The organism is Frateuria flava, from assembly GCF_017837635.1.
GTDB classification, from domain to species: domain Bacteria; phylum Pseudomonadota; class Gammaproteobacteria; order Xanthomonadales; family Rhodanobacteraceae; genus Frateuria_A; species Frateuria_A flava.
The window spans coordinates 20,608-41,572 of sequence record NZ_JAGJRS010000010.1; the positions used below are offsets into that span (position 1 = coordinate 20,608).

Here is a 20,965-nt window from a genome sequence, read left to right on the forward strand (position 1 = left end):
GTGTGCCGCCCGCTCGCTGAACATCGGGTTCAGGCCGGCGCGAGCCCGTGTCTGGCAAGCCGCATCGGCGCGGCGAGCGGCGCGCCGTCCAGCCAGGGCGTGCCATCGCGCCAGGCCAGTCGGCCTTCGGCGATCAGCGCGACCACTGCCGGCAGCAGGCGGTGTTCCAGCGGCAGCAGCCGTTGCGCCAGGCGCTGTTCGTCCTCGCCGGGTTCGATCGGCAGCACGGCTTGCGCCACCACCGGGCCGCCGTCCAGTTCCGCGGTGACGAAGTGCACGCTGGCGCCGTGTTCCAGATCGCCCGCTTCCAGCGCGCGCCGGTGCGTGTGCAGGCCACGGTACCTGGGCAGCAGCGACGGGTGGATGTTGAGCATGCGCCCGGCCCAGGGTGCGATCGCCTCGCCATCCAGGATGCGCATGAAACCGGCCAGCACGACCAGTTCCGCGCCGCTGGCGGCGAGCTTGCCGAACAGGTCCAGGTCGAACGCGCGACGGTCCGGGTACGCCTTCGGATCCAGCACCAGCGTGGGGATGCCCGCGTCCTGTGCCAGTCGCAATGCACCGGCGGTGGCCTTGTCGCTGGCGACCAGAACGAACTCGGCCGCCAGCTCGCCGCGCTCGCACGCAGCCAGCAGCGCGGCGAGGTTGCTGCCGCGTCCGGAGGCGAGGACGGCGATGCGAAGAGGGTGGGGCATATTTGTCTCTGCCATTCGTCCGGGGTGGCGCCTCGGACCGAAGTCGGACGGCCCTTCGACTTCAGCGCAGCGTGTCGCCTGCGCACTGGGTGAATGGATGTCCTGTGTCAACCGATATGGACGCGCTCGTCGCCCTGCGCCTTGACGACTTCGCCGATCACGCTACTGGCCAGGCCATGCCTTGCCAGTAGCGCGGCAGCCGCATCGACAGCGTCGCGCGGCACGATCACGGTGAAGCCGACGCCGCAGTTGAACGTGCGCCACATCTCCTCGCGCGCCACCTTGCCTTCGCGCATCAGCCAGTCGAACACCGGCGGCAGCACGATTGCGTCGGCGTGGAGCGCAAGGCCCAGGCCGTCCGGCACGACGCGGATGATGTTTTCCTTCAGGCCGCCGCCAGTGATGTGCGCCATGCCGTGCACGGGCTGGCTCTTGAGCAGTTCCAGCATCGGCTTGACGTAGATCGTGGTCGGCGCCATCAGCGCATCGGCGAGCTTCACGCCGCCCAGGTCGAGATCGAGCGGGCTGCCGGCGCGCTCGACGATCTTGCGGACCAGCGAGTAACCGTTCGAATGCGGACCGGAGGAGGCCACGCCGAGGATCACGTCACCGGCCACGATCGCTTCGCCCGAGAGCAGCTGCGATTTCTCCACCGCGCCAACCGTGAAGCCGGCCAAGTCGTATTCGCCCGGGGGATACATGTCCGGCATCTCGGCCGTCTCGCCGCCGATCAGCGCGCAGCCGGCCAGCTCGCAACCCTTCGCAATGCCGCCCACCACCGCCACGGTGGTCTCGACGTCGAGCTTGCCGGTAGCGAAATAGTCCAGGAAGAACAACGGCTCGGCGCCCTGCACCAGCACGTCGTTGACGCACATGCCGACCAGGTCGATGCCGATCGTGTCGTGGCGTCCCAACTGCTGCGCGAGCTTGAGCTTGGTGCCCACGCCGTCGGTGCCGGAGACAAGGACCGGCTCCCGGTAGCGGCCGGCCAGGTCGAACAGGCCGCCGAAGCCGCCCAGCCCGCCCATCACCTCCGAACGGAAGGTGCGCTTGACCAGCGGCTTGATGCGTTCGACCACGGCATTGCCCGCGTCGATATCGACGCCGGAGGCGCGGTAGGTGAGGGCGTCGGACATGGCGGAGAAGGCCTTGGGGAGAGCGCGCAATTCTACCAGCACGCTCCCGGCGGCGCGGCGCGGCCCGTACGCGGCCGCGCCTGCGCTACGGGAAATCCCCACCGCAACCTTGCGCCGGCCATCGCGGATGGACGCTGGGGGCGGGATTGGGCAGACTCCCCGGTTATCCGAGCTTCCACGGACGAATCTTGCCGATGCGCCTGTCACGCCTGCTTTTCGCCTTCCTCCTGCTGGGTTTTCTTGCGCCGGCGGCGTGGTCGCAGGTGCCTGCGGCCGTACCGGGTTCGCCCTACGCGGTGGTGGTGCCGGTCACCGACACCAGCGAGGCGCAGCGCGATGCGGCGTTCGCCACGGCGCTGGCGCAGGTGCTCGAGCGCGTCGCGGGCGGGCAGGACCTGCGCAGCAAGCCCGGTTACGACGATGCGCTGAAGGGCGCGCCGGGCCTGGTGCAGCAGTTTCAGTACCAGCGCGCGGGCACGGGCATCGTGTTGCAGGTGAACTTCGATCCGGGCGCCGTGCGCCGGCTGGTCGCGCAGATCGGCGTACCGGCCGCGGGGGTCAAGCCGCCGGTGCTGGTCCTCGTGCACGGCAGCGACGGCAGCCTGCTCGGCCAGGACGCGCTGGGCGCGCTGGCGCAGGCGGCCGCGGCGCGCGGCTACCAGCTGGCCTATCCGGACCCGTCCCACGTGCCCGAAGCATCGGCGGTGGCAAACGCCGATCCGACCGCGTTGGCGATGATCACCCAGCGTTACCACACCGGCCTGATCCTGGTCGGCGACCTCAAGGGCGGCAGCGCGAACTGGACCCTGGTCTCGGGGGGCAAACCGCAGCCGTGGAGCGACCAGGCGGTCAGCGCCGACGCCCTGCTGACCGACGCCGGCAACGGCCTGGCCGATCGCCTGGGCAAGCAACTCAACGTGATCGGCGCGGGTATCAGCAGCGGCAAGTTGTGGGTCAGCAGGGTCGAATCGGCGCAGGCCTACGCCAACCTGCTGGCGATGCTGCGCGCCGACCCGTCGGTGCGCGAGGTAAATACGCTCGCCGCCGACAACGATGGGTTCCTGCTCGGCATCAAGGCGAGCACACCGATGACTGCGCTCGCCGCCAGCCTGGCTGCGGGTGGGCGGGTGATCCAGGGCACGCCCCACGCAGGGGCGGACGCCAGCCTGCAATGGCTGCATTGAGAGGACGCCTGGTGTAGGAGCCCGCTTGCGGGCGATGCTATCCCGCGCATCGCGAGGAGCGTCGCCCGCAAGCGGGCATCTACCTCGAGGAAAAGGAAACGCCGTGCATCGCTTGAACGAGGCCCATCCGTGACCCACGACCTTTCCCGCCGCTGGCAACTGCTCGCCATCGTGCTGGTAATCGGCTTCCTGATCTGGTTGCTGGCGCCGGTGCTGATGCCTTTCGCGGTCGCCGGCATGCTCGCCTACCTGGGCGACCCCCTGGCCGACCGGCTGGAGCGGTTGGGGCTTAACCGCACCTGGGCGGTCAGCATCGTGTTCTTCGTGCTGACCCTGCTGTTGATCGGTGCGCTGCTGTTGCTGGTGCCACTGATCTCCGACCAGATCGAGAACCTGGTCCACAACCTGCCGCGCTATGTGGACTGGATCCAGAACACTGCGCTGCCCTGGCTGCAACGCAAGCTCAACCTCGATCCGGACGCGTTCGACACCAGCCGGCTGATGGCAGCGATCCGTGCGCATATCGGTTCGATCGGCGCAGTGGCGACGACGGTGCTCGGTACGGTTTCGCGCTCCAGCATTGGCGCGGTGATGTGGCTGACCAACGTGGTGCTGGTGCCGGTGGTGGCGTTCTACCTGCTGCGCGACTGGGACCGGCTGATCGCCTACATCGACAGCGTGTTGCCGCGGTCGGTGCAGCCGACCGTCGCCCACCTGGCGCGCGAGTCGGACGCGGTGCTGGGCGCGTTCGTGCGCGGCCAGCTGCTGGTGATGCTCGCGCTGGGCATCTTCTACGGCGTGGCACTGACCCTGGTCGGACTGTCGGTCGGCCCGTTGATCGGCATGGTCGCCGGCCTGCTCAGCTTCGTGCCGTACCTTGGCTTCATGGTTGGCTTCGGCGCGGCGATCATCGCCGCGCTGGTGCAGTACGGCGACTGGACCCATCCGCTGATGGTCTGTGGCGTGTTCATCGTCGGCCAGTTGCTGGAAGGCTACGCGCTGGTGCCCAAACTGGTCGGCGACAAGATCGGCCTGCACCCGGTGGCGGTCATCTTCGCCGTGCTCGCCGGCGGTTACCTGTTCGGCTTCCTCGGCGTGTTGCTGGCATTGCCGGCCGCTTCGGTGATCATGGTGCTGTTGCGCTACCTGGTGGAGCGCTATCGCATGAGCGAGCTCTACCAGGAAGCGGGAGCGGACGACCCGGTGATCGCCGAGGTCGACGTCACCGTGAATACCGCGGACGGCACCGCGCAGGGCAGTGCGGCGGTGCCCGCCCCGCCCGGCCCCGCCGGCGGCAGTTCGCCTTGATCCCGCAATTGCCGCTCGCGCTGCGTTGGCCGCGCCGGCAGCGTTTCGAGCACTTCCACGCCGGCGCCAATGCCGCCGCGCTGGCGGCCGTGCGAACGCTGGCCGACGTGCCCGGGGCGCCCTGGGTGTATCTGCATGGCCCGGCCGGCAGCGGACGCAGCCACCTGTTGGTCGCCGCCTGCCAGGCCGCCAGCGCGGCCGGACGGCGCGTGCAATACCTGCCGCTGTCGGCCATGCACGAACACATCGGCGCACTGCGCGGCGTGGGCAGCAGCGAGTTGCTGGCGATCGACGATCTGGGCGTGCTGGCCGGTGAACGCGCCGCCGAGCACGCCCTGTTCGACCTGTACAACCAGGTACGCGCGGAAGGCGGGGCGATGCTGTTTGCCGCCGATGCACCGCCGGCGCAACTGGGCATTGGCCTGCCGGACCTTCGCTCGCGCCTGGGCGCCTGCACGCAGTTCGCGCTCAAGGCCCTGGATGACGCCGAGCGGCGCGCCGTGCTGCGCGAGCAGGCCGCGGCGCGCGGCATCGGGCTGGATGAGGCCGTGCTGGACTGGCTGTTCAGCCATTACGCCCGCGACCTGGCGGCGCTGCTGGACCTGCTCGACCGGCTAGACCAGGCCTCGCTGGCCGCCAAGCGGCGCATTACCGTGCCGTTCCTGCGCGACTTCCTGCGCGAGGACAGCGGGCAGGCTTGAGTGGCATAGGGGTGGGCGCGCCCGCGATGGACGCGTCACGCGTTGCCGCTATTTCCTGTTGTCGCCTTCGGCCTGCTTGCCTTCTTCGATCAGTTCGCGCACGCGCTGGCCGCCTTTGTGGCCGAGCTCGGAGTAGCCCTCGGGCCCGAGCTGTTCCTTGCGGATCTCACCGCCCTTGTGGCCGCCCTTCTGGCCGGCCTCGCGGACGGTCATGTCGCCCTTGTCGTGCTGGTTGTCGCTCTGGTTTGCCATGTCGATGCTCCTCGGTAGGCGGCCCTGACGCCGCCGTGGATCACTTGCGGCTGTCGCCGCGGCCTTCGGCCTGCTTGCCTTCCTCGATCAGCTCGCGCGTGCGCTGGCCGCCCTTGTGACCGCCGATCTCGCCGCCCTTGTGACCGGCTTCGCGCACGGTCATGTCGCCCTTGTCGTGCTGGCTGCCGCCGGCGTGCTTGCCCTGATCGCTCTGGTTTTTCTGTGGTGCCATGGAATTCCTCCTGCTCTCGTGGTGCGCCTTCAGTTCGGGCGCTGTTCGCTCTGGCGTGCCTCGACCTGGCGGCCGCGGTTGATCAACTCACGCACGCGCAGGCCGCCTTTGCGGCCTGCCTCGCGCACGCTGAGCTTGCCGCGCGCCCCGTCGAGGGTGCCGTTGGCGGCGTGCGGGGTCTTGCTGTTGTTGGATTGACTGCCTGGGGACTGTTGCCGGCTCATGAGTTATCTCCGTTGGTACATCCGATCATTCTTTTGCAACGCTCGGCTGGCCGCCCTCCCGGCGTCCAGCGGAAAACAAGCGGGTCCGGCAGGGGTCGACGGCCCGCTTCCGCCCATCGGCACAGGTGTGCCCCGATGGCGACGGACGCTCCCTCGCCCGCAAGGTGTTGCGACGCATCGCGGGCCCTTCGGACGAGCAGGGGCGTTGCAATGCGGATGCCAGCGGGAGGGGCGGTGCGACGGCGAACGTTGCGTTCGCGCGACTGGAAAAAGCGCCCCGGGTGGAAAGTTCTACAGGGGCGCTCGCCTGCTGTCTGGGCAGGCAGTGGCCTGCTTGCGGGCATGATGTCCGGCCGCACGGAAGAGTGCGGTCCGGGCGGTCTCACGCAAAAAAAGAGCGCCACGCGGGCGCTCTTTTTTTCAGGCGAGGGCCTTGCTCAGGCCTTGAGCAGCGCTGGCGTCGCCTGGGCCCCGATGGCGTCGGTCATCGCCTTGGCCACGTTGAGGTTGGCGGCGATCAGGTTGCCGCTGGCGGGCAGGCCGTCGCGGCCGGCAAAGTCGCCATAGCGCCCACCCGCTTCGTGCACCAGCAGGACGCCGGCGGCCATGTCCCAGGGCTTGAGGCCGATCTCGAAATAGCCGTCGTAGCGCGCGGCGGCGGTGTAGGCCAGGTCCAGTGCGGCCGAGCCGGAGCGTCGGATGTCCTCGGCCTGGCCGAGCAGGGCACGGGTCATCGCCAGCTGGGCATCCAGGTGCTCGCGCTGGCGATAGGGGAAGCCGGTGGCGATCATCGCGCCGCCCAGGTTCTCGCGGCGCGACACGCGGATGCGTCGGTCGTTAAGGTAGGCGCCGTCGCCCTTGCTGGCGGTAAACAGCTCGTCGCGCAGCGGATCGAACACCACGCCATAGATCGGCACGCCCTTCTCGACCAACGCGATGGACACGGAGAAGTGCGGGATGCCGCGCAGGTAGTTGTGCGTGCCGTCGAGCGGATCGATCACCCAGGTGAGCGGGCTCTTGCCGGTCGCGCCGCCTTCCTCGGCCAGGATCGCGTGGTCCGGATAGGCGCGGCGCAGTTCCTTGACGATCTCGGCCTCGGCCAGGCGATCGACCTCGGAGGCGAAATCCATGCGGTGCTTCTCGACCACGTGCAGGCCGTCGATGCGGTTCATGTAGCGCAGGATCACGTTACCTGCGGCGCGCGCGGCACGTGCCGCGATGGTGACGGCGGGTCTAGGCATGGCTTCGGCTTTGGAAAAAGAGCACAAATGCGGCCGGCGATTCTAGCAGAGCCGGCGTGGGGGCGTCCGAAGGCGGCTATTCTTGGCGATCCCGCCTGTTGCCTCAGCTCCCATGACCGACCACGCCGATCTCGCCCGACTGTTCCGCTTCGTGCTCGTGCGCACTTCCCACCCGGGCAACATCGGCAGTGCGGCTCGCGCCATCCGCACGATGGGCTTCACGCGGCTGGAGCTGGTGGCGCCGGCCGAGTTTCCCAGTCGCGAGGCCGACGCGCTGGCGGCCAATGCGGTACAGGTGCTGGCCGAGGCGAACGTGCATGCGTCGCTGGTCGACGGCCTGGCGGGCGCGACCTTCGCGTTGGGCCTGTCCGCGCGCCGACGCGGCGTGAACCTGGCCGAACTCACGCCGCGCGAAGGTGCCGCGCAGGCGCTCGCGGCCGCGGCGCGCGGAGAGCAGGTGGCGCTGGTCTTCGGCAACGAACGCACGGGCCTGGAAAACGAGGAGCTGGCCCGCTGCCACGCGATGGTGCGCATCCCCAGCGTGGAGGACTACAGCTCGCTCAACCTGGCCCAGGCGGTGCAGGTGATGGCCTACGAGCAGCGCCTGGCGATGCTCGGCGACATGCCGGTGGCCCCGTCGCCGGAACACGACGAGCCACCGGCCGATGCGGCGCACATGGAGCGCTTCTTCGAGCACCTCGGTCAGACGCTCGACGACATCGAGTTCCACAAGGGCCGTGAACCGACCACGATCATGTTGCGCCTGCGCCGCCTGTTCCAGCGCGCGCAGCCGGACGAGCGCGAGCTGCGCATCCTGCACGGCGTGCTGGCCGACGCGCAGCGCATGGCCATGCTGGCCAGGCGGGAAAAGTAACCGCCACGGGATTGCCGCGAGGTGGGCTGAAGCCCACCCTACGGAGCGACCGGGGCCAGTTCTTCCACGTACACCAGCTCGCAGGCGCCGTTGCCGGTGTCGTCGCGGCGCAGCGAGGTGCGCCAGTGCCAGCCGTCCGGACGGCTGGCGTCGACCAGGAATCCTTCCAGATGCACCAGCTCGCCCGGGCGCACGTGCTTGATCGCGTAGCGCACGCCGTCGTCGGCCGGGATCAGGTGCATGTTGGTCGCCGACGTCTCGATCTCGTGGCGCGGGATCGGGTAGTCACGCACGTGCCAGTAGAAGAACCGGCTGGACTGGCGGATGTCGATGTCGGCCAGCACCGCAGTGTCGGACATGCGTCCCCAACCCAGCGCCAGATCGGTCGGTGCGAGCGAAGCGCCGGCATCCCAGCGGTAGTCCTCGCGCGAAAGTACGCGCGCGGTCAGCGCAATGTGGGCGCGCGTGCGCAGCACGGTGTCGCCGCGCTGGAGCACGGCGCCTTCGTCCAGGTCCACCTGTTCCGGCGCCTGCGCGGCGAGCACGCCCGGCGGCGGGTGCAGCGGGCGTTGTTGCCACCAGCCCAGCGCGCCCCAACCCAGCAGCACGACCAACCCAAGCCACAGCAATCGCTGCATCGGTATTCCCCCCCCCCCTGTGGACGCGCGTCAGGCGCGCTTGCGCCGCGTGGCATGGGCGGGCTCGCCAAGGTCCGGCTTGAGGAGCTCGGACGGCAGGCCACGCACGACGTCGGCGAATCGCTCGAGGAACGGGCCGAGCGATGAACTCTTGCGCCACACCAGCGCGATCCGCCGGCTCGGTGCGTGACCTGAGAATTCCAGCAGCTGCACGTTGTCGGTCCTGGCCACCGGCGGCTTGATCGCCAGCGTCGGCAGCAAGGTGATGCCCACGTTTGCCGCGACCATCTGGCGCAGCGTCTCCAGGCTGGTGGCGCGGAAGCCCACCTTCTCGCCCGCGCCGGCCAATTGGCACAGCTCCAGCGCCTGGTCGCGCAGGCAGTGGCCGTCTTCGAGCAGCAGCAGGCTCTCGTCCTCCAGGTCCGCCAGCTTCAGGCGTGCCTTGCGGTGGGCCAGCGGATGGTCGTTCGGCACCGCCAGCACGAACGGTTCCTCGAACAGGAACTCCGCATGCAGGCTTTCCTCGTGAATCGGCAGGGCGAGGATTCCGACATCGAGCGAACCCTCGCGCAGCATGCGGATCACCTGCTCGGTCTTCTCTTCGATCAGCAGCAGCTCCAGTCGCGGGAAGCGCTGGCGCACCGCGGGCACCAGGTGGGGCAGCAGGTAGGGGCCGAGCGTGGGGAATACGCCCAGGCGCAGCCTGCCGGCCTCGGGGTCGCGCGTGCGCTGGGCGATCGCGCGGATCTCGTCCACCTCGGCCAGTACGCCACGGGCGCGGCGGGCGATCTCGCGGCCGGTCTCGGTAAGCAGCACCTTGCGGGGCGTGCGCTCGACCAGCGCCACACCGAGCTCGTCCTCCAGCTTCCTGATCTGCGTGGAAAGGGTGGGCTGGCTGACGAAACTGGCCTCGGCGGCGCGCCCGAAATGGCGGTGCTCGGCCAGCGATACCAGATAGGCGAGATCGCGCAGGTTCATGGCTCGCTCCGATAGATCATGTCTATGAGTGTGATGGCAACAATCAATTTGAACAATGCCCGGGCGGTGCGTAACCTTGCCCTCATGACGCGCCATCCACGGCGCCCATGATGCTCTCACCGACCGCCTTACCACCCGCACCTTAAGGAGAAGCCCATGCTCACCATCGGCGACAAGTTCCCCCAGTTCAGCGTCCCGGCCACCGTCTCGATCGAGAACCTGGACAAGGCCTTCAGCACGATCGACAACAACACCTACAAGGGCAAGTGGCTGTGCGTGTTCTTCTACCCGAAGGACTTCACCTTCGTCTGCCCGACCGAGATCAAGGGCTTCTCGGACGTCAACGAGCAGTTCGCTGACCGTGACTGCCAGGTCCTGGCCGCCAGCACCGACTCGGAGTTCGTGCACCTGGCCTGGCGCAAGGACCACAAGGACCTGCGCGACCTCAAGTTCCCGATGCTGGCCGACATCAAGAAGGACCTCAGCAATGCGCTGGGCATCCTGACCGCCGACGGCGTAGCGCAGCGCGCGACCTTCCTGGTCGATCCGGAAGGCATCATCCGCTTCGTCTACGTGACCGACGGCTCGGTCGGCCGCAATCCACAGGAAGTGCTGCGCGTGCTCGACGCCCTGCAGACCGACGAGCTGTGCCCGTGCAACTGGCACCAGGGCGAAGAGACCCTCCAGGTCGCCTGATCGCCTCTCGCTTGCAGTAACCGCGCGTCCGGATCCCTCCCCCTCCCCCGCGGACGCGCGGACTCCCCAGCCGGCGGCGAAGCCCGCTTCGCCGCCGGCTTTTTTTGACTTCAAGAAGGTGTCCCCCATGAGTCTTGCCGACCTCAAGAGCCAGCTCCCCGACTACGCCAAGGACCTGCGCCTGAACCTCGATTCGGTTCTGAGCGAGGGCGGTGCGCCCGGGTTGACCCAGAAACAGATCATGGTGGTCGCGCTCGCCGCGGCGATCGCCTCGCGCTACAAGCCGCTGACCAAGGCGGTGGCCGAGGAGGCCGCGCAGCACGCCAGCGCCGAGGAGCTCAACGGCGCCCGCGTGGCCGCGTCCATCATGGGCATGAACACGATCTACTACCGCTTCGTGCACCTGGTCAGCGAGCCGGAGTACGGCACGTTGCGCGCGGGACTTCGCATGAACGCGATGATGAATCCGGGCGGCACCAAGATCGACTTCGAGCTCGCCTCGCTCGCGGTGGCGGCGGTCAACGGTTGCGGCATGTGCGTGGATTCGCATGAGAAGACGCTGCGCAAGCACGGTCTTTCGGCACAACCGATCCAGAGCGCGATCCGCATCGCGGCGGTGGTCCATGCGGTTGCCGTGGCGCTGGAGCAGGCCGACGTGGCCGGCTGAGCCGCCAGATCGAAGGAAAATACGAAGCCCGTCCAGCGATGGTCGGGCTTTTTTCTTGCGCGCGTCGGTAGCCAGGGTCGCGCCTTTCACGTGGCGTCGAGCCCGGCCATGCCTTTTGGCACTGTGTCACAAGTCATGCCCGGCCTAGGTTCGGGAAGTTGCCTTCACAGTCCCTGGGGAAAAACAACCATGCGTCGACTCGTCAAACCGCTCGTACTCACCGCGCTTGCCGCCTGCTGCGGTGCCGCCTTTGCCGCCACCACCGACCCGGTGCCGCACGGCAAGCTGCCGCGCTGGGCGGTGCCCGAATCCTACGCGCTGTCCTTCAAGGTCGACCCGCGCCAGCAGGATTTCTCCGGCACCACCCGGATCAAGGTCGACCTCAAGCAGGCCTCCGACCACATCTGGCTGCACGGTCACGACATCAAGGTCTCGAAGGTCAGCGTGACCGACGCGGCCGGCAAGACGCACGCCGCCAAATACGTCGAGGCGGCGCCGAAGGAAGGTGTAGTGCGGGTCGATTTCGCCGACACGCTCAAGCCGCAGGAACTGACCCTGAGCTTCGACTACACCGCGCCGCTCAACCAGCAGCTGCAGGGCCTGTACAAGGTCAGCCACGAGGGCCAGCCCTACGCGATGACGCAGATGGAGCCGATCAGCGCGCGCTACGCTTTCCCCGGTTTCGACGAGCCGGACTTCAAGACGCCGTTCGACATCAGCCTGACCATCCCCAAGGACGAGAAGGCGGTCGCCAACACCAAGCAGGTCAGGGAAGTGGCCGCGGGTGAGGGCTGGAAGACGCTGACCTTCTCCACCACCAAGCCGCTGCCGACCTATCTGGTCGCCTTCGGCGTCGGTCCGTGGGATATCGTCGCCGGTCCGGACATCTCGCCCAACGCCTACCGCGCTACCCCGCTGCAGCTGCGCGGCATCGCCGCCGAGGGCGAAGGGCACCGCATGAAGCACGTGCTTTCCGAAACGCCGAGCATCATCCACACGCTGGAGGACTACTACGCGTTCGGCTACCCGTGGGACAAGCTCGACCTGCTCGCCGCACCGGACTTCTCGGCCGGCGCGATGGAAAACGCCGGCCTGGTGACCTTCCGCGACTGGTTGCTGCTGCTCGATCCGGACTCCCCGGCGCAGTACGTGCGCGGCTCGTTCAACGTCAACGCGCACGAGCTGGCCCACCAGTGGACCGGCGACACCGTCACCACCGCCTGGTGGAACGACATCTGGCTCAACGAAGCCTTCGCCACCTGGATGCAGCAGAAGGTGACGATGAAGGTGCATCCGGAATACCGCGCGGACCTCGACCGCGTGCGCGGCGCGCAGTACGCGATGGACAACGACAGCCTGGTCACCGCGCGCAAGATCCGCCAGCCGATCACCGGCAATGGTGACATCGAGACCGCGTTCGACTCGATCACCTACCAGAAGGGCGCCAGCGTGCTCGGCATGTTCGAGGGCTACGTTGGCGAGAAGACCTTCCAGCAGGGCATGCGCCAGTACATCCAGGACCACAAGTTCTCCACCGCCACCGCCGACGACCTGGTCGACTCGATCGCCAAGGCCGCCGACAAGGGCGAGGACTTCAAGCAGGCCTTCAAGAGCTTCCTGAACCAGCCCGGCGTGCCGTACGTGCAGACCCAGCTGATGCAGAAGGACGGCCAGACCGTGCTCAAGCTCAGCCAGAGCCGTTACCTGCCGGTCGGCAGCAAGGGCGACGCGAAGCACGTGTGGGGCGTGCCGGTGTGCGTGCGCTACGGCACCGCCGACGGCAGCAAGGTCAACTGCGAACTGCTGGAGAAGGCCACCGGCACGATCGCGCTGCCGGGCGCCAGTGCCAGCACCTGGGTCATGCCCAACGCCAACGCCAGCGGCTACTACCGCTTCGGCATGGACAAGGGCGACCTGGCACGCCTGGGCGACCAGATCAGCCACCTGACCGACGCCGAGCAACTGGCCTATGCCGACGCCGCCGACGCCAGCTTCCACCACGGCGACATCAACGCGGGCGACCTGCTGGCGGCGCTCAAGCCGCTGACGGCCTCGCGCGTGCGAGCGGTGGCGACCGCGCCGATGGCCAGCTTCGAGTGGATCAACCGCTACCTGGCCGGCAACGACGCGCAGCGCAACGCCCTCGATGCCTGGGCCAAGTCCGCCTACCTGCCGCGCATGGAGCTGCTCGGTTACCACCGCAAGGCGAACGAGCCGGACGATGATTCCCTGCTGCGCAGCACGCTGGCCGGCTTCCTCGCGCTGGACGTGAAGCTGCCGCAGGTGCGCGCCGAACTGCTCAAGCAGGGCGATGCGGCGCTCAAGCGCAAGGCGGACGGCCACCTCAACCTCGGCGCGGCCGATCCGGACCTGCTCGACACCGCGCTCGCGGTGGCGGTGCAGGAGCACGGCAAGAGCGCGGTCGACGCACTGATCGCGGAGCTGCCCAAGACTTCCGATCCGGCCCAGCGCAACGCCATGCTGGCCGGCCTGAGCGCGGTCGAGGACCCGGCCCTGGCCGAGCAGGTGCGCAACTTCGCGCTGGACAAGCAGGTCAAGGTCGGCGAAATGGCGGCCCTGCTGCGCGGCAGCCGCGAGACCCGCGCCCAGCGCGACGCGATGTGGAAGTGGGCGGTGGCCAACTACGACCGCATCGTCGAGCGTACCGGCAGCTTCGCCGGCGGTCGCCTGCCCGGCCTGATGGGCGGTGGCGGCTGCTCGCAGGAAGAGGCCGATCGCCTGCAGGCGTTCTTCAAGACCCGCGCCAAGGATGTCACCGGCGCCGAACGCGGCCTGGCGCAGACCACCGAGAACACCCTGCTGTGTACGGCGCTGAAGGCCAAACAGGACCCGCAGGCAATCCTGCACTGAGGCCACGGGCCTCTGGCTTGAACCAGGACGCCGGGCGGCAACGCCCGGCGTCCTGCTTTTGAGCCCTCTTCCCTGTCCCTGGTGAAAGATGGGGAGAGGATGGGTGAGGGGCAGGGGCTCGCGGGAAAGTGGTTGGCGGCTGTGCGCATGAAGCCATGCCCTGATGGGTCATCCACGCCCGCGTGCCCCTCACCCCAACCCTCTCCCAGCAGGAGAGAGGGCGCACTCCCGCCGCGCCTTTGACATTCCCTAAACTGTCCCGCGCCCATCGGGCGACAGGGAGAACCAGGCATGCGTGCTCGATCAGGATGGTTGTTGTTGCTCATGAGTCTGTTACTGGCCGCGCCGGCCGGCGCACAGCAGCTGCCGCCTCCCCTGCGCGACTGGCAGGACTGGGTGCTGCACCAGGTGCCGGCGCATGCCTGCCCACGGCTGGCACACGCACCAGGCCAGGGCGATGCCTGGCAGTGCGCCTGGCCTGGCCGGCTGGCGCTGGCGGCCGATGCGACTGGCGGCCGGTTTACCCTCGACGCCCGTGCCGACGCGCCGGCGTGGATCGCGCTGCCGGGCGACGCACGCCACTGGCCGGAACAGGTTCGGCTGGACGGCCAGCCGGCCGTGGTGCTGACGCGCGACGACCAGCCGATGGTGCACGTATCGCCCGGCGACCATCGCCTGGAGGGCCTGTTGCCCTGGTCGTCGCGACCGGCGCGCCTGCACGTGCCCGAGGCGATCGGCCTGATCGCACTGACGCTGGACGGCAAGCCGGTCGCGCGCCTGCAGCGCGATGGCGACGAACTGACCCTTGGCGAGGCGGCCGCCGCCCAACGTGTGGCCGATGCGTTGTCGCTGCGTGTCGACCGCCGCCTGACCGATGGCCTCCCGGCAACACTGGAAACGCGCTTGAGCTTCGACGTCACCGGCAGCGCGCGCGAGCTGGTAATCGGACCGGCACTTCCCGACGGCTTCGTCGCCACTGCGCTGGACGGCGAACTACCCTCGCGCCTGGAGAGCGACGGCCGCCTGCGCGTGCAAGTGAAACCCGGTCGCTGGACCGTCACCCTCGATGCCCGCGCCAGCGCGCCGCTCGCGCGTGTGGCGATCACCCTGCCGCCCGCACCATGGCCGCGGCGGGAGATCTGGAGCTACGCCGACGCCCCCGACCTGCGTGGCAGCCACGCCGAAGGCCAGGCCACCGACGCGGCGCAGGCCGGTGTGCCGGACGACTGGCGCGAACTCCCCGCCTTCATCATGGATGACCAGGCCACGCTCACCGTGCAGCCGGGCGAACGTGGGGCAGGGCGGCATGATCGCCTGCGGCTGTCGCGTCGCCTGTGGCTGGACTTCGACGGCAAGGGCCTGGCGGTCGACGACCGCCTGCAAGGCGAGCTGCATCGTCAGCGTCTGGAGGTTGGCGCGCCCTGGCAACTGCAGCGCGCCGAACAAAATGGCGAGCCGTTGCTGGTCAGCCGTGGCAAGGACGGCCGCAGCGGCGTGGAGGTGCGCAGCGAACAGCTGGATCTGGGCGCCGGGCTGCGGTTGCCCGCGAGCGGTGCCCAGCCGGTCACCGGCTGGAATGTGCCGCTTGAGCGCATCGACGCCACGCTGCAACTGCCGCCGGGCTTTCGCCTGCTTGGCGCGCCCGGCGCAGACAGTTCGCCCGATTCGTGGGTGGCCCGATGGAGCCTGCTGGACGTGTTCGGCGTGGCGCTGATCGCGCTGTTGGCCGGGCGCCTGCTGGGCTGGCCGTGGGCATTGCTCGCCGCCGGCTTTCTTGCCTTGGCGCAGCACGAACCGGGCGCGCCGCGTTGGACCCTGGCCCTGCTACTCGCGCTGGCGTTGCTATTGCGCGCGCTGCCGGAAGGCCGCCTGCGGCGCGCCGCCAACACAGCCGCGCTGGCGTCGTTCGTGCTCGCGGCGCTCTGGACGCTCCCGTTCGTGGCGGCACAGCTGCAATACGCGCTGCATCCGCAGCTCGAGCCGCAGGCCGTTCGCATCGGGTTCGAGGCGCCGGGGTTGGACCGGAGCGACACCATTGCGCCGCCAGAGCGTGCTCCTCTGCCGGCGCCCCCTGCGGCGGCGCCCTCGGTTTCGGAGCAGGCGCAAACGCTCGGAGCCGTGATGGTGGGCGCGTCGAAGCTGTCCACGCTGGACGTGTCACCAGGCAACCGAAGCCTGGTCCAGGCGGGTCCGGGCACGCCGACCTGGCGCCTGGGCAGCAACTATCGGCTGGCCTGGTCCGGGCCGGTCACGCCGCAGCAGACCCTGCGGCTGGTGGTCGCGCCCGCCTGGCTGGTCAGCTTGCTGCGCGTGTTGATGGTGGCGCTGCTGGCCGCGCTGCTGGCGCGCGTGCTGACGTCCATGCTGGCGCCCTGGCGCGGGCGCTGGCAAAGCGGGCGGGGCGCGGCATCGGCGGCCCTGCTGGCGATGGCACTGCTGCCGTGGCATGCCCACGCGCAGGCGCTGCCAAGTCAGGCACTGCTCGACCAGCTGCGCCAGCGCCTGGTCGAGGCGCCGGCCTGTTCGCCCTCCTGCGCGAACCTGCCACAAGCGCATGTTGCGCTGGCCGGCGATACGCTGGGCCTGACCATGCAGGCGCACGCCGGCGCCACGGTGGCGCTCCCGTTACCGGCCACGACGCTGCCTTTGATCATGGTCGCAGTCGACGGGCGCCCCGCCTCGCTGGCGCGTCGCGACGACGACCAACTCTGGCTGCGGCTCGAACCGGGCGTGCACGAACTGGCTCTGCGCTATCGCCTCGACGGCATCGACAGCGCGCGCCTGCGCTTTGCCCTGGCCCCGCAGCGCGTCACGCTGCAGATGGACGGCTGGACGGCCGACGGACTGGATGCCGATCACTTGCTCGGCGACAGTCTGAGCTTCGATCGCCAGCGGGTTGCCACGGATGGACGGATCGGCGCACCCGCGCAGGACTTCCCGCCCTACGTACGGCTGACCCGCCGTCTCGTGCTCGGCAACGAGTGGACGGTGCGGAACGAGGTCGAACGCGTTGCGCCGCAAGCCGGCGGCTTCACCATCGCCCTGCCGCTGCTTCCGGGCGAACACCCGCTGGGTGCCGACGCCCCGGTGCGTGGCGGGCGCATCCAGCTCGCCTTCAACGCCGGCACGGACAGCGTCGAATGGACCAGTCGCCTGGATCGTACGACGCGACTTCAACTGACCGCGCCGGCGTTGGCCGAACGGGCCGAAGTGTGGGAGATCGACGCTGCCTCCATGTGGCACGTCGACGCCAGCGGCGTGCCGGCGAGCGATGGCGACGTGTTGCGCTTCCAGCCGCTGCCCGGTGAGCAGCTCACCCTGACGCTCGCCCAGCCGGCGGCCGTCGCGGGAGGCACCCTGGCGTTCGACCAGGTGGACTCGCACACCACGATCGGCGAGCGGGCCACCGAAACCACGCTGCAACTGCAGGCGCGCAGCACCCGCGGCGGCGAACACGCGCTGGGCCTGCCGGCCCAGGCCGAGCTGCTGCAGGCCAGCCGCGACGGCCAGCGCCTGCCGCTGGCCGTGCGCAACGGCACGCTGTCGCTGCCCTTGCTGCCGGGCACGCATCGCTACGAGGTGCGCCTGCGCGAATCCGCTGGCTCGGCCCTGCGTACGCGCTCGCCGGCCATCGCCCTGCACGCACCGGCGGCGAACCTCGATACCTTCGTGCAACTGCCACAAGACCGCTGGGTGCTGTGGACCTGGGGCTCGGGCGCCGGCCCGGCGGTGCTCTACTGGGCGCAACTGATCGTGCTGCTGGCCGTGGCCTGGCTGCTCTCGCGCTACGCACCCACGCCGCTGCGTTTCCGCCACTGGCTGCTGCTCGGGCTGGGCTTCTCCGCCTTCGCCTGGAGCGCGTATGCCGTGGTGGTGGCCTGGCTGATCCTGCTGGGCCTGCGCGCGCGTGCCGCGGTCGCCTCGTGGCGAGCCGGCCTGTTCGACCTGACGCAGGTGGCGCTGGCGCTGCTCACCGCGATCGCGCTGGCCGTACTGGTCGCCGCGGTGCCGGGCGGCTTGCTTGGGCAGCCGGACATGCACATCGCCGGCATGGGCTCCAGCGCGCTGCAACTGCATTGGTTTGCCGACCGCAGCACCAACACACTGCCGCAGGTGGGTGTGTTCAGCCTGCCTTTGTGGACCTACAAACTGGCCATGCTGGCCTGGGCGCTGTGGTTGGCCAACGCGCTGATCGGCTGGCTGCGCTGGGGCTTCGACGCCTGGTCGCGTGGCGGCTACTGGCGTCGCGACAAACCACAGCCGGCTATGCCGCCGCTGCCCGCCGCGGAGACGTCGCCCGATGCCTGACGTGCGCCAGCTGCTGGCCGATGCCGCCGCGCGACTGGGCGACCGCGCCGAGGCGTCCATCCTGCTCGCGCACGCGCTGGGCAGGTCGCGCACCTGGCTGGTAGCGCACGCGGACGATCCGGCCGCCGCGAACGACGTGGCGGCCTTCGCTGCGCTGGTGGAACGGCGGGCCGCCGGCGAACCGGTGGCCTACCTTACCGGCCGCCGTGGCTTCTGGACGCTCGAGCTGGAAGTAACGCCCGCCACGCTGATCCCGCGGCCGGAAACCGAACTGCTGGTTGAGCTGGCGCTGGCGAAACTGCCGCGCGCAGGCGCGCCGAGTGTGGCGGACCTGGGTACCGGCAGCGGCGCGATCGCGCTGGCGATCGCACGCGAGTGCCCACACGCACGCGTGCTTGCCACCGACGCGAGCGCCGCAGCGCTGGCGGTGGCGCAGCGCAATGCCGCCGCCAACCGGATCGACAACGTGGCCTTCGTCCAGAGCGACTGGTTCGCGGCGCTGGAGGGCGAGCGCCTCGACCTGGTCGTATCCAATCCGCCCTACATCGCGGCGGACGACCCCCATCTGACGCAGGCTGACCTGCGCTTCGAGCCAGCCAGTGCGCTGGCCGCCGGGCGTGACGGCCTGGATGACATCCGGCGCATCGTCGATGGCGCGCAGGCGCACCTGGTCCCGGGCGGGTGGCTGCTGTTCGAGCACGGTTGGGACCAGGGCAATGCGGCGCGCGATCTGCTCGAAGCGGCAGGTTTCCGCGAAGTGTTCACCGCCCGGGATTTGGAGCAACGCGACCGGGTCAGTGGCGGTCGACGTACGTCGCAGGCCTGACCGCGCGGCGCAGCGTCGCGTATCCGAGCCTTTCCCCGCGGACGGGAAGGTGCCGACAGGCGGAAGGGGGCGTTTTTTGGGCGGGCTTGCCGCAAGGCTTCCCCCATCCGCCCTTCGGGCACCTTCCCCCGTGGACGGGGGAAGGATCGAGGCGCGATGCCCGGGGGCGGTGTTTACCCCGCGTTGGCCGCGACGCTCGCCAGCTGCGGGAAGCGTGCCCGGATCGCGTTGCGGATGCCGGGCAGGTCGAGCCCGGCCATGGACAGGACCTCTTCGCGGCTGCCGTGTTCCAGATAGACGTCCGGAAGGCCAAGGTGAAGGATCGGCTTGACCATGCCGTGCGCGGTCAGGCACTCGGCCACGCCCGAGCCGGCTCCGCCAGCGACCGCGTTGTCCTCCAGTGTGACGAACGCATCGTGCGTCTTCGCCAGCTCCAGGATCATCGCCTCGTCCAGGGGTTTGACGAACCGCATGTTGACCAGCGTGGCATCCAGCTCCGCCGCCACCACCGCGGCCGGCGCCAGCATCGCGCCGAAGGAAAGGATCGCCAGGCCGTGGCCGCGCCGGCGCAGTTCCGCCTTGCCGATCGGCAGGGTGTCGAGCTCCTTGCGCACGGCGGCGCCCGGGCCGGTGCCGCGCGGATAACGGATGGCGGCCGGGCCGGCGTACCCGAAGCCGGTGCTCAGCATCATGCGGCATTCGTTCTCGTCGGCCGGTGCCATGATGACCATGTTCGGCAGGCAGCGCAGGAACGACAGGTCGAAGCTGCCTGCGTGGGTGGCCCCGTCCGGCCCGACTACGCCGGCGCGGTCGATCGCGAAGGTGACGTCCAGGTTCTGCAGCGCCACGTCGTGGATCGCCTGGTCGTAGGCGCGTTGCAGGAAGGTCGAATAGATCGCCACCACCGGCTTGGCGCCTTCGCAGGCCATGCCGGCCGCCAGCGTCACCGCGTGCTGCTCGGCGATCGCCACGTCGAAGTAGCGCTTGGGGTACTCCTTCGAAAAACGCACCAGGCCGGAACCCTCGCGCATCGCCGGCGTGATGCCAAGCAGTCGCTCGTCGGCGGCCGCCATGTCGCAGAGCCAGTCACCGAAGATGTCGGTGTAGGTCGGATTGGCTGGGGCGCTCTTCTTCACCACGCCGGCGACGGGGTCGAACGGACCGACCGCGTGATACTCGATCTGCGCCTGCTCGGCCGGGGCGTAGCCCTTGCCCTTGGTGGTGATCACATGCAGCAGCTGCGGCCCGGGCAGGTTCTTCACCGTGCGCAACGCGCGCAGCAGCGCCGGGATGTCGTGGCCGTCGATCGGACCGGTGTAGTGGAAGCCCAGCTCCTCGAACAGCGTCGAGGGCAGGAACATGCCCTTGGCGTGCTCCTCCCAGTTCTTGAAGAAGCGGCCGAAGAACGACTGCCGCGGGATCGCCTTCTTGGCCCGCTCGCGCACCGCGTTGAGCCGGCGGCTGGCCATCGCGCGCGCCATCATCTTGGTCATCGCGCCGACGTTCTCGCTGATCGACATGCCGTTGTCGTTGAGTACGACCAGCATGTTCGGCTCGACGTCGCCGCCGTGGTTGAGCGCCTCGAAGGCCATGCCGGCGGTCATTGCGCCATCGCCGATCACCGCGACCACCTTGCGGTCGTCGCCCTTGCGCTGGGCGGCGATCGCCATGCCCAGCGCGGCGGAGATCGAGGTGGAGGAGTGACCCACGCCGAAGGTGTCGTACGCGCTCTCTTCGCGGCGCGGGAACGGCGCCAGGCCGTCCTTCTTCTTGATCGTGGTGATGCGGTCGCGCCGCCCGGTGAGGATCTTGTGCGGATAGCACTGGTGGCCCACGTCCCACACCAGGCGGTCGCGCGGCGTGTCGAACACGTGGTGCAGCGCCACGGTCAGCTCGACCACGCCAAGGCCCGCGCCGAAATGGCCACCGGAGCTGGCCACCGATTCGATCAGGTACTGGCGCAGCTCGTCGGCGACGGCTGGCAGCTCGGCATCGGATACGCGGCGCAGGTCGTCCGGGGCCTCGATGCGGGCCAGGTGGGGATAGCGGGATGGGTCGATCATCCGCCTATTGTTGGCCCAGCCGCAGGGCGGGGCAAGGGTGGCGACGTGAACGGAAGCGGGCGCCGTGCACA

The 20,965-nt window shown here is 69.3% G+C and carries 18 protein-coding genes; 9 read left to right on the top strand and 9 right to left on the bottom strand.

Features of this window, described 5'->3' with window-relative positions; all coding sequences use genetic code 11:
• Window positions 1–29 precede the first annotated feature (29 nt).
• Window positions 30–695, bottom strand: a complete 666-nt coding sequence (gene purN, locus J7I44_RS04410; RefSeq protein WP_209616419.1) for a phosphoribosylglycinamide formyltransferase — start codon at window positions 693–695, stop codon at window positions 30–32.
• Window positions 696–802: 107 nt separating this feature from the next.
• Window positions 803–1,831 carry a phosphoribosylformylglycinamidine cyclo-ligase gene (gene purM, locus J7I44_RS04415; RefSeq protein WP_209616421.1) on the bottom strand — a complete coding sequence of 343 codons (1,029 nt, stop codon included), beginning with the start codon at window positions 1,829–1,831 and terminating at the stop codon, window positions 803–805.
• Between the two features lie 194 nt (window positions 1,832–2,025).
• On the opposite strand from purM, the gene J7I44_RS04420 reads away from it, so the two are divergent.
• The 3 genes from J7I44_RS04420 (at window position 2,026) to hda (ending at window position 5,024) form a co-directional block, all read left to right on the top strand.
• A complete protein-coding gene (locus J7I44_RS04420) occupies window positions 2,026–3,015 on the top strand; it encodes a DUF2066 domain-containing protein (protein ID WP_209616423.1) in 990 nt (329 codons plus the stop codon).
• Window positions 3,016–3,144: 129 nt separating this feature from the next.
• The gene (locus J7I44_RS04425) at window positions 3,145–4,323 is read left to right on the top strand and encodes an AI-2E family transporter (RefSeq protein ID WP_209616425.1); all 1,179 of its coding nucleotides are present in this window, start codon (window positions 3,145–3,147) and stop codon (window positions 4,321–4,323) included.
• Window positions 4,320–5,024, top strand: a complete 705-nt coding sequence (gene hda / locus J7I44_RS04430; RefSeq protein ID WP_209616427.1) for a DnaA regulatory inactivator Hda — start codon at window positions 4,320–4,322, stop codon at window positions 5,022–5,024. Before J7I44_RS04425 ends, hda begins: the two co-directional genes overlap by 4 nt.
• Before the next feature lie 48 nt (window positions 5,025–5,072).
• Here hda and J7I44_RS04435 read toward each other — a convergent pair whose 3' ends face one another.
• The 4 genes from J7I44_RS04435 to J7I44_RS04450 form a co-directional block, all read right to left on the bottom strand.
• Window positions 5,073–5,276, bottom strand: a complete 204-nt coding sequence (locus J7I44_RS04435) for a hypothetical protein (RefSeq protein ID WP_209616430.1) — start codon at window positions 5,274–5,276, stop codon at window positions 5,073–5,075.
• Between the two features lie 40 nt (window positions 5,277–5,316).
• Complete coding sequence (locus J7I44_RS04440) at window positions 5,317–5,508, bottom strand: hypothetical protein (RefSeq protein WP_209616433.1); 192 nt, start codon at window positions 5,506–5,508, stop codon at window positions 5,317–5,319.
• A 29-nt stretch (window positions 5,509–5,537) separates the two neighbouring features.
• Window positions 5,538–5,732, bottom strand: a complete 195-nt coding sequence (locus J7I44_RS04445) for a hypothetical protein (RefSeq protein WP_209616436.1) — start codon at window positions 5,730–5,732, stop codon at window positions 5,538–5,540.
• A gap of 437 nt (window positions 5,733–6,169) precedes the next feature.
• Window positions 6,170–6,973 carry an inositol monophosphatase family protein gene (locus tag J7I44_RS04450; protein WP_209616440.1) on the bottom strand — a complete coding sequence of 268 codons (804 nt, stop codon included), beginning with the start codon at window positions 6,971–6,973 and terminating at the stop codon, window positions 6,170–6,172.
• Window positions 6,974–7,085: 112 nt separating this feature from the next.
• Between J7I44_RS04450 and J7I44_RS04455 the strand changes: the two genes are divergently transcribed.
• Entirely contained in the window at window positions 7,086–7,847 is a 762-nt protein-coding gene (locus tag J7I44_RS04455; RefSeq protein ID WP_209616443.1) for an RNA methyltransferase, read from the top strand.
• Between the two features lie 38 nt (window positions 7,848–7,885).
• Here J7I44_RS04455 and J7I44_RS04460 read toward each other — a convergent pair whose 3' ends face one another.
• Window positions 7,886–8,485, bottom strand: a complete 600-nt coding sequence (locus J7I44_RS04460; RefSeq protein ID WP_209616446.1) for a CIA30 family protein — start codon at window positions 8,483–8,485, stop codon at window positions 7,886–7,888.
• 30 nt (window positions 8,486–8,515) lie between these two features.
• Window positions 8,516–9,463 carry a DNA-binding transcriptional regulator OxyR gene (gene oxyR / locus J7I44_RS04465; protein ID WP_209616448.1) on the bottom strand — a complete coding sequence of 316 codons (948 nt, stop codon included), beginning with the start codon at window positions 9,461–9,463 and terminating at the stop codon, window positions 8,516–8,518.
• Between the two features lie 156 nt (window positions 9,464–9,619).
• Between oxyR and J7I44_RS04470 the strand changes: the two genes are divergently transcribed.
• From J7I44_RS04470 to prmC, 5 genes are all read left to right on the top strand, one after another.
• On the top strand, window positions 9,620–10,159 hold the full coding sequence (locus J7I44_RS04470; protein ID WP_209616451.1) for a peroxiredoxin: 540 nt from the start codon (window positions 9,620–9,622) through the stop codon (window positions 10,157–10,159).
• Window positions 10,160–10,286: 127 nt separating this feature from the next.
• On the top strand, window positions 10,287–10,826 hold the full coding sequence (locus tag J7I44_RS04475) for a carboxymuconolactone decarboxylase family protein (RefSeq protein ID WP_209616454.1): 540 nt from the start codon (window positions 10,287–10,289) through the stop codon (window positions 10,824–10,826).
• A gap of 189 nt (window positions 10,827–11,015) precedes the next feature.
• Entirely contained in the window at window positions 11,016–13,697 is a 2,682-nt protein-coding gene (locus J7I44_RS04480; RefSeq protein ID WP_209616457.1) for a M1 family metallopeptidase, read from the top strand.
• 324 nt (window positions 13,698–14,021) lie between these two features.
• Complete coding sequence (locus J7I44_RS04485) at window positions 14,022–18,005, top strand: hypothetical protein (RefSeq protein WP_209616460.1); 3,984 nt, start codon at window positions 14,022–14,024, stop codon at window positions 18,003–18,005.
• On the top strand, window positions 17,998–18,831 hold the full coding sequence (gene prmC / locus J7I44_RS04490; RefSeq protein ID WP_209616462.1) for a peptide chain release factor N(5)-glutamine methyltransferase: 834 nt from the start codon (window positions 17,998–18,000) through the stop codon (window positions 18,829–18,831). Before J7I44_RS04485 ends, prmC begins: the two co-directional genes overlap by 8 nt.
• A 173-nt stretch (window positions 18,832–19,004) precedes the next feature.
• On the opposite strand, the gene dxs is transcribed toward prmC, so the two are convergent.
• On the bottom strand, window positions 19,005–20,894 hold the full coding sequence (gene dxs / locus J7I44_RS04495; protein ID WP_209616466.1) for a 1-deoxy-D-xylulose-5-phosphate synthase: 1,890 nt from the start codon (window positions 20,892–20,894) through the stop codon (window positions 19,005–19,007).
• Window positions 20,895–20,965 lie beyond the last annotated feature (71 nt).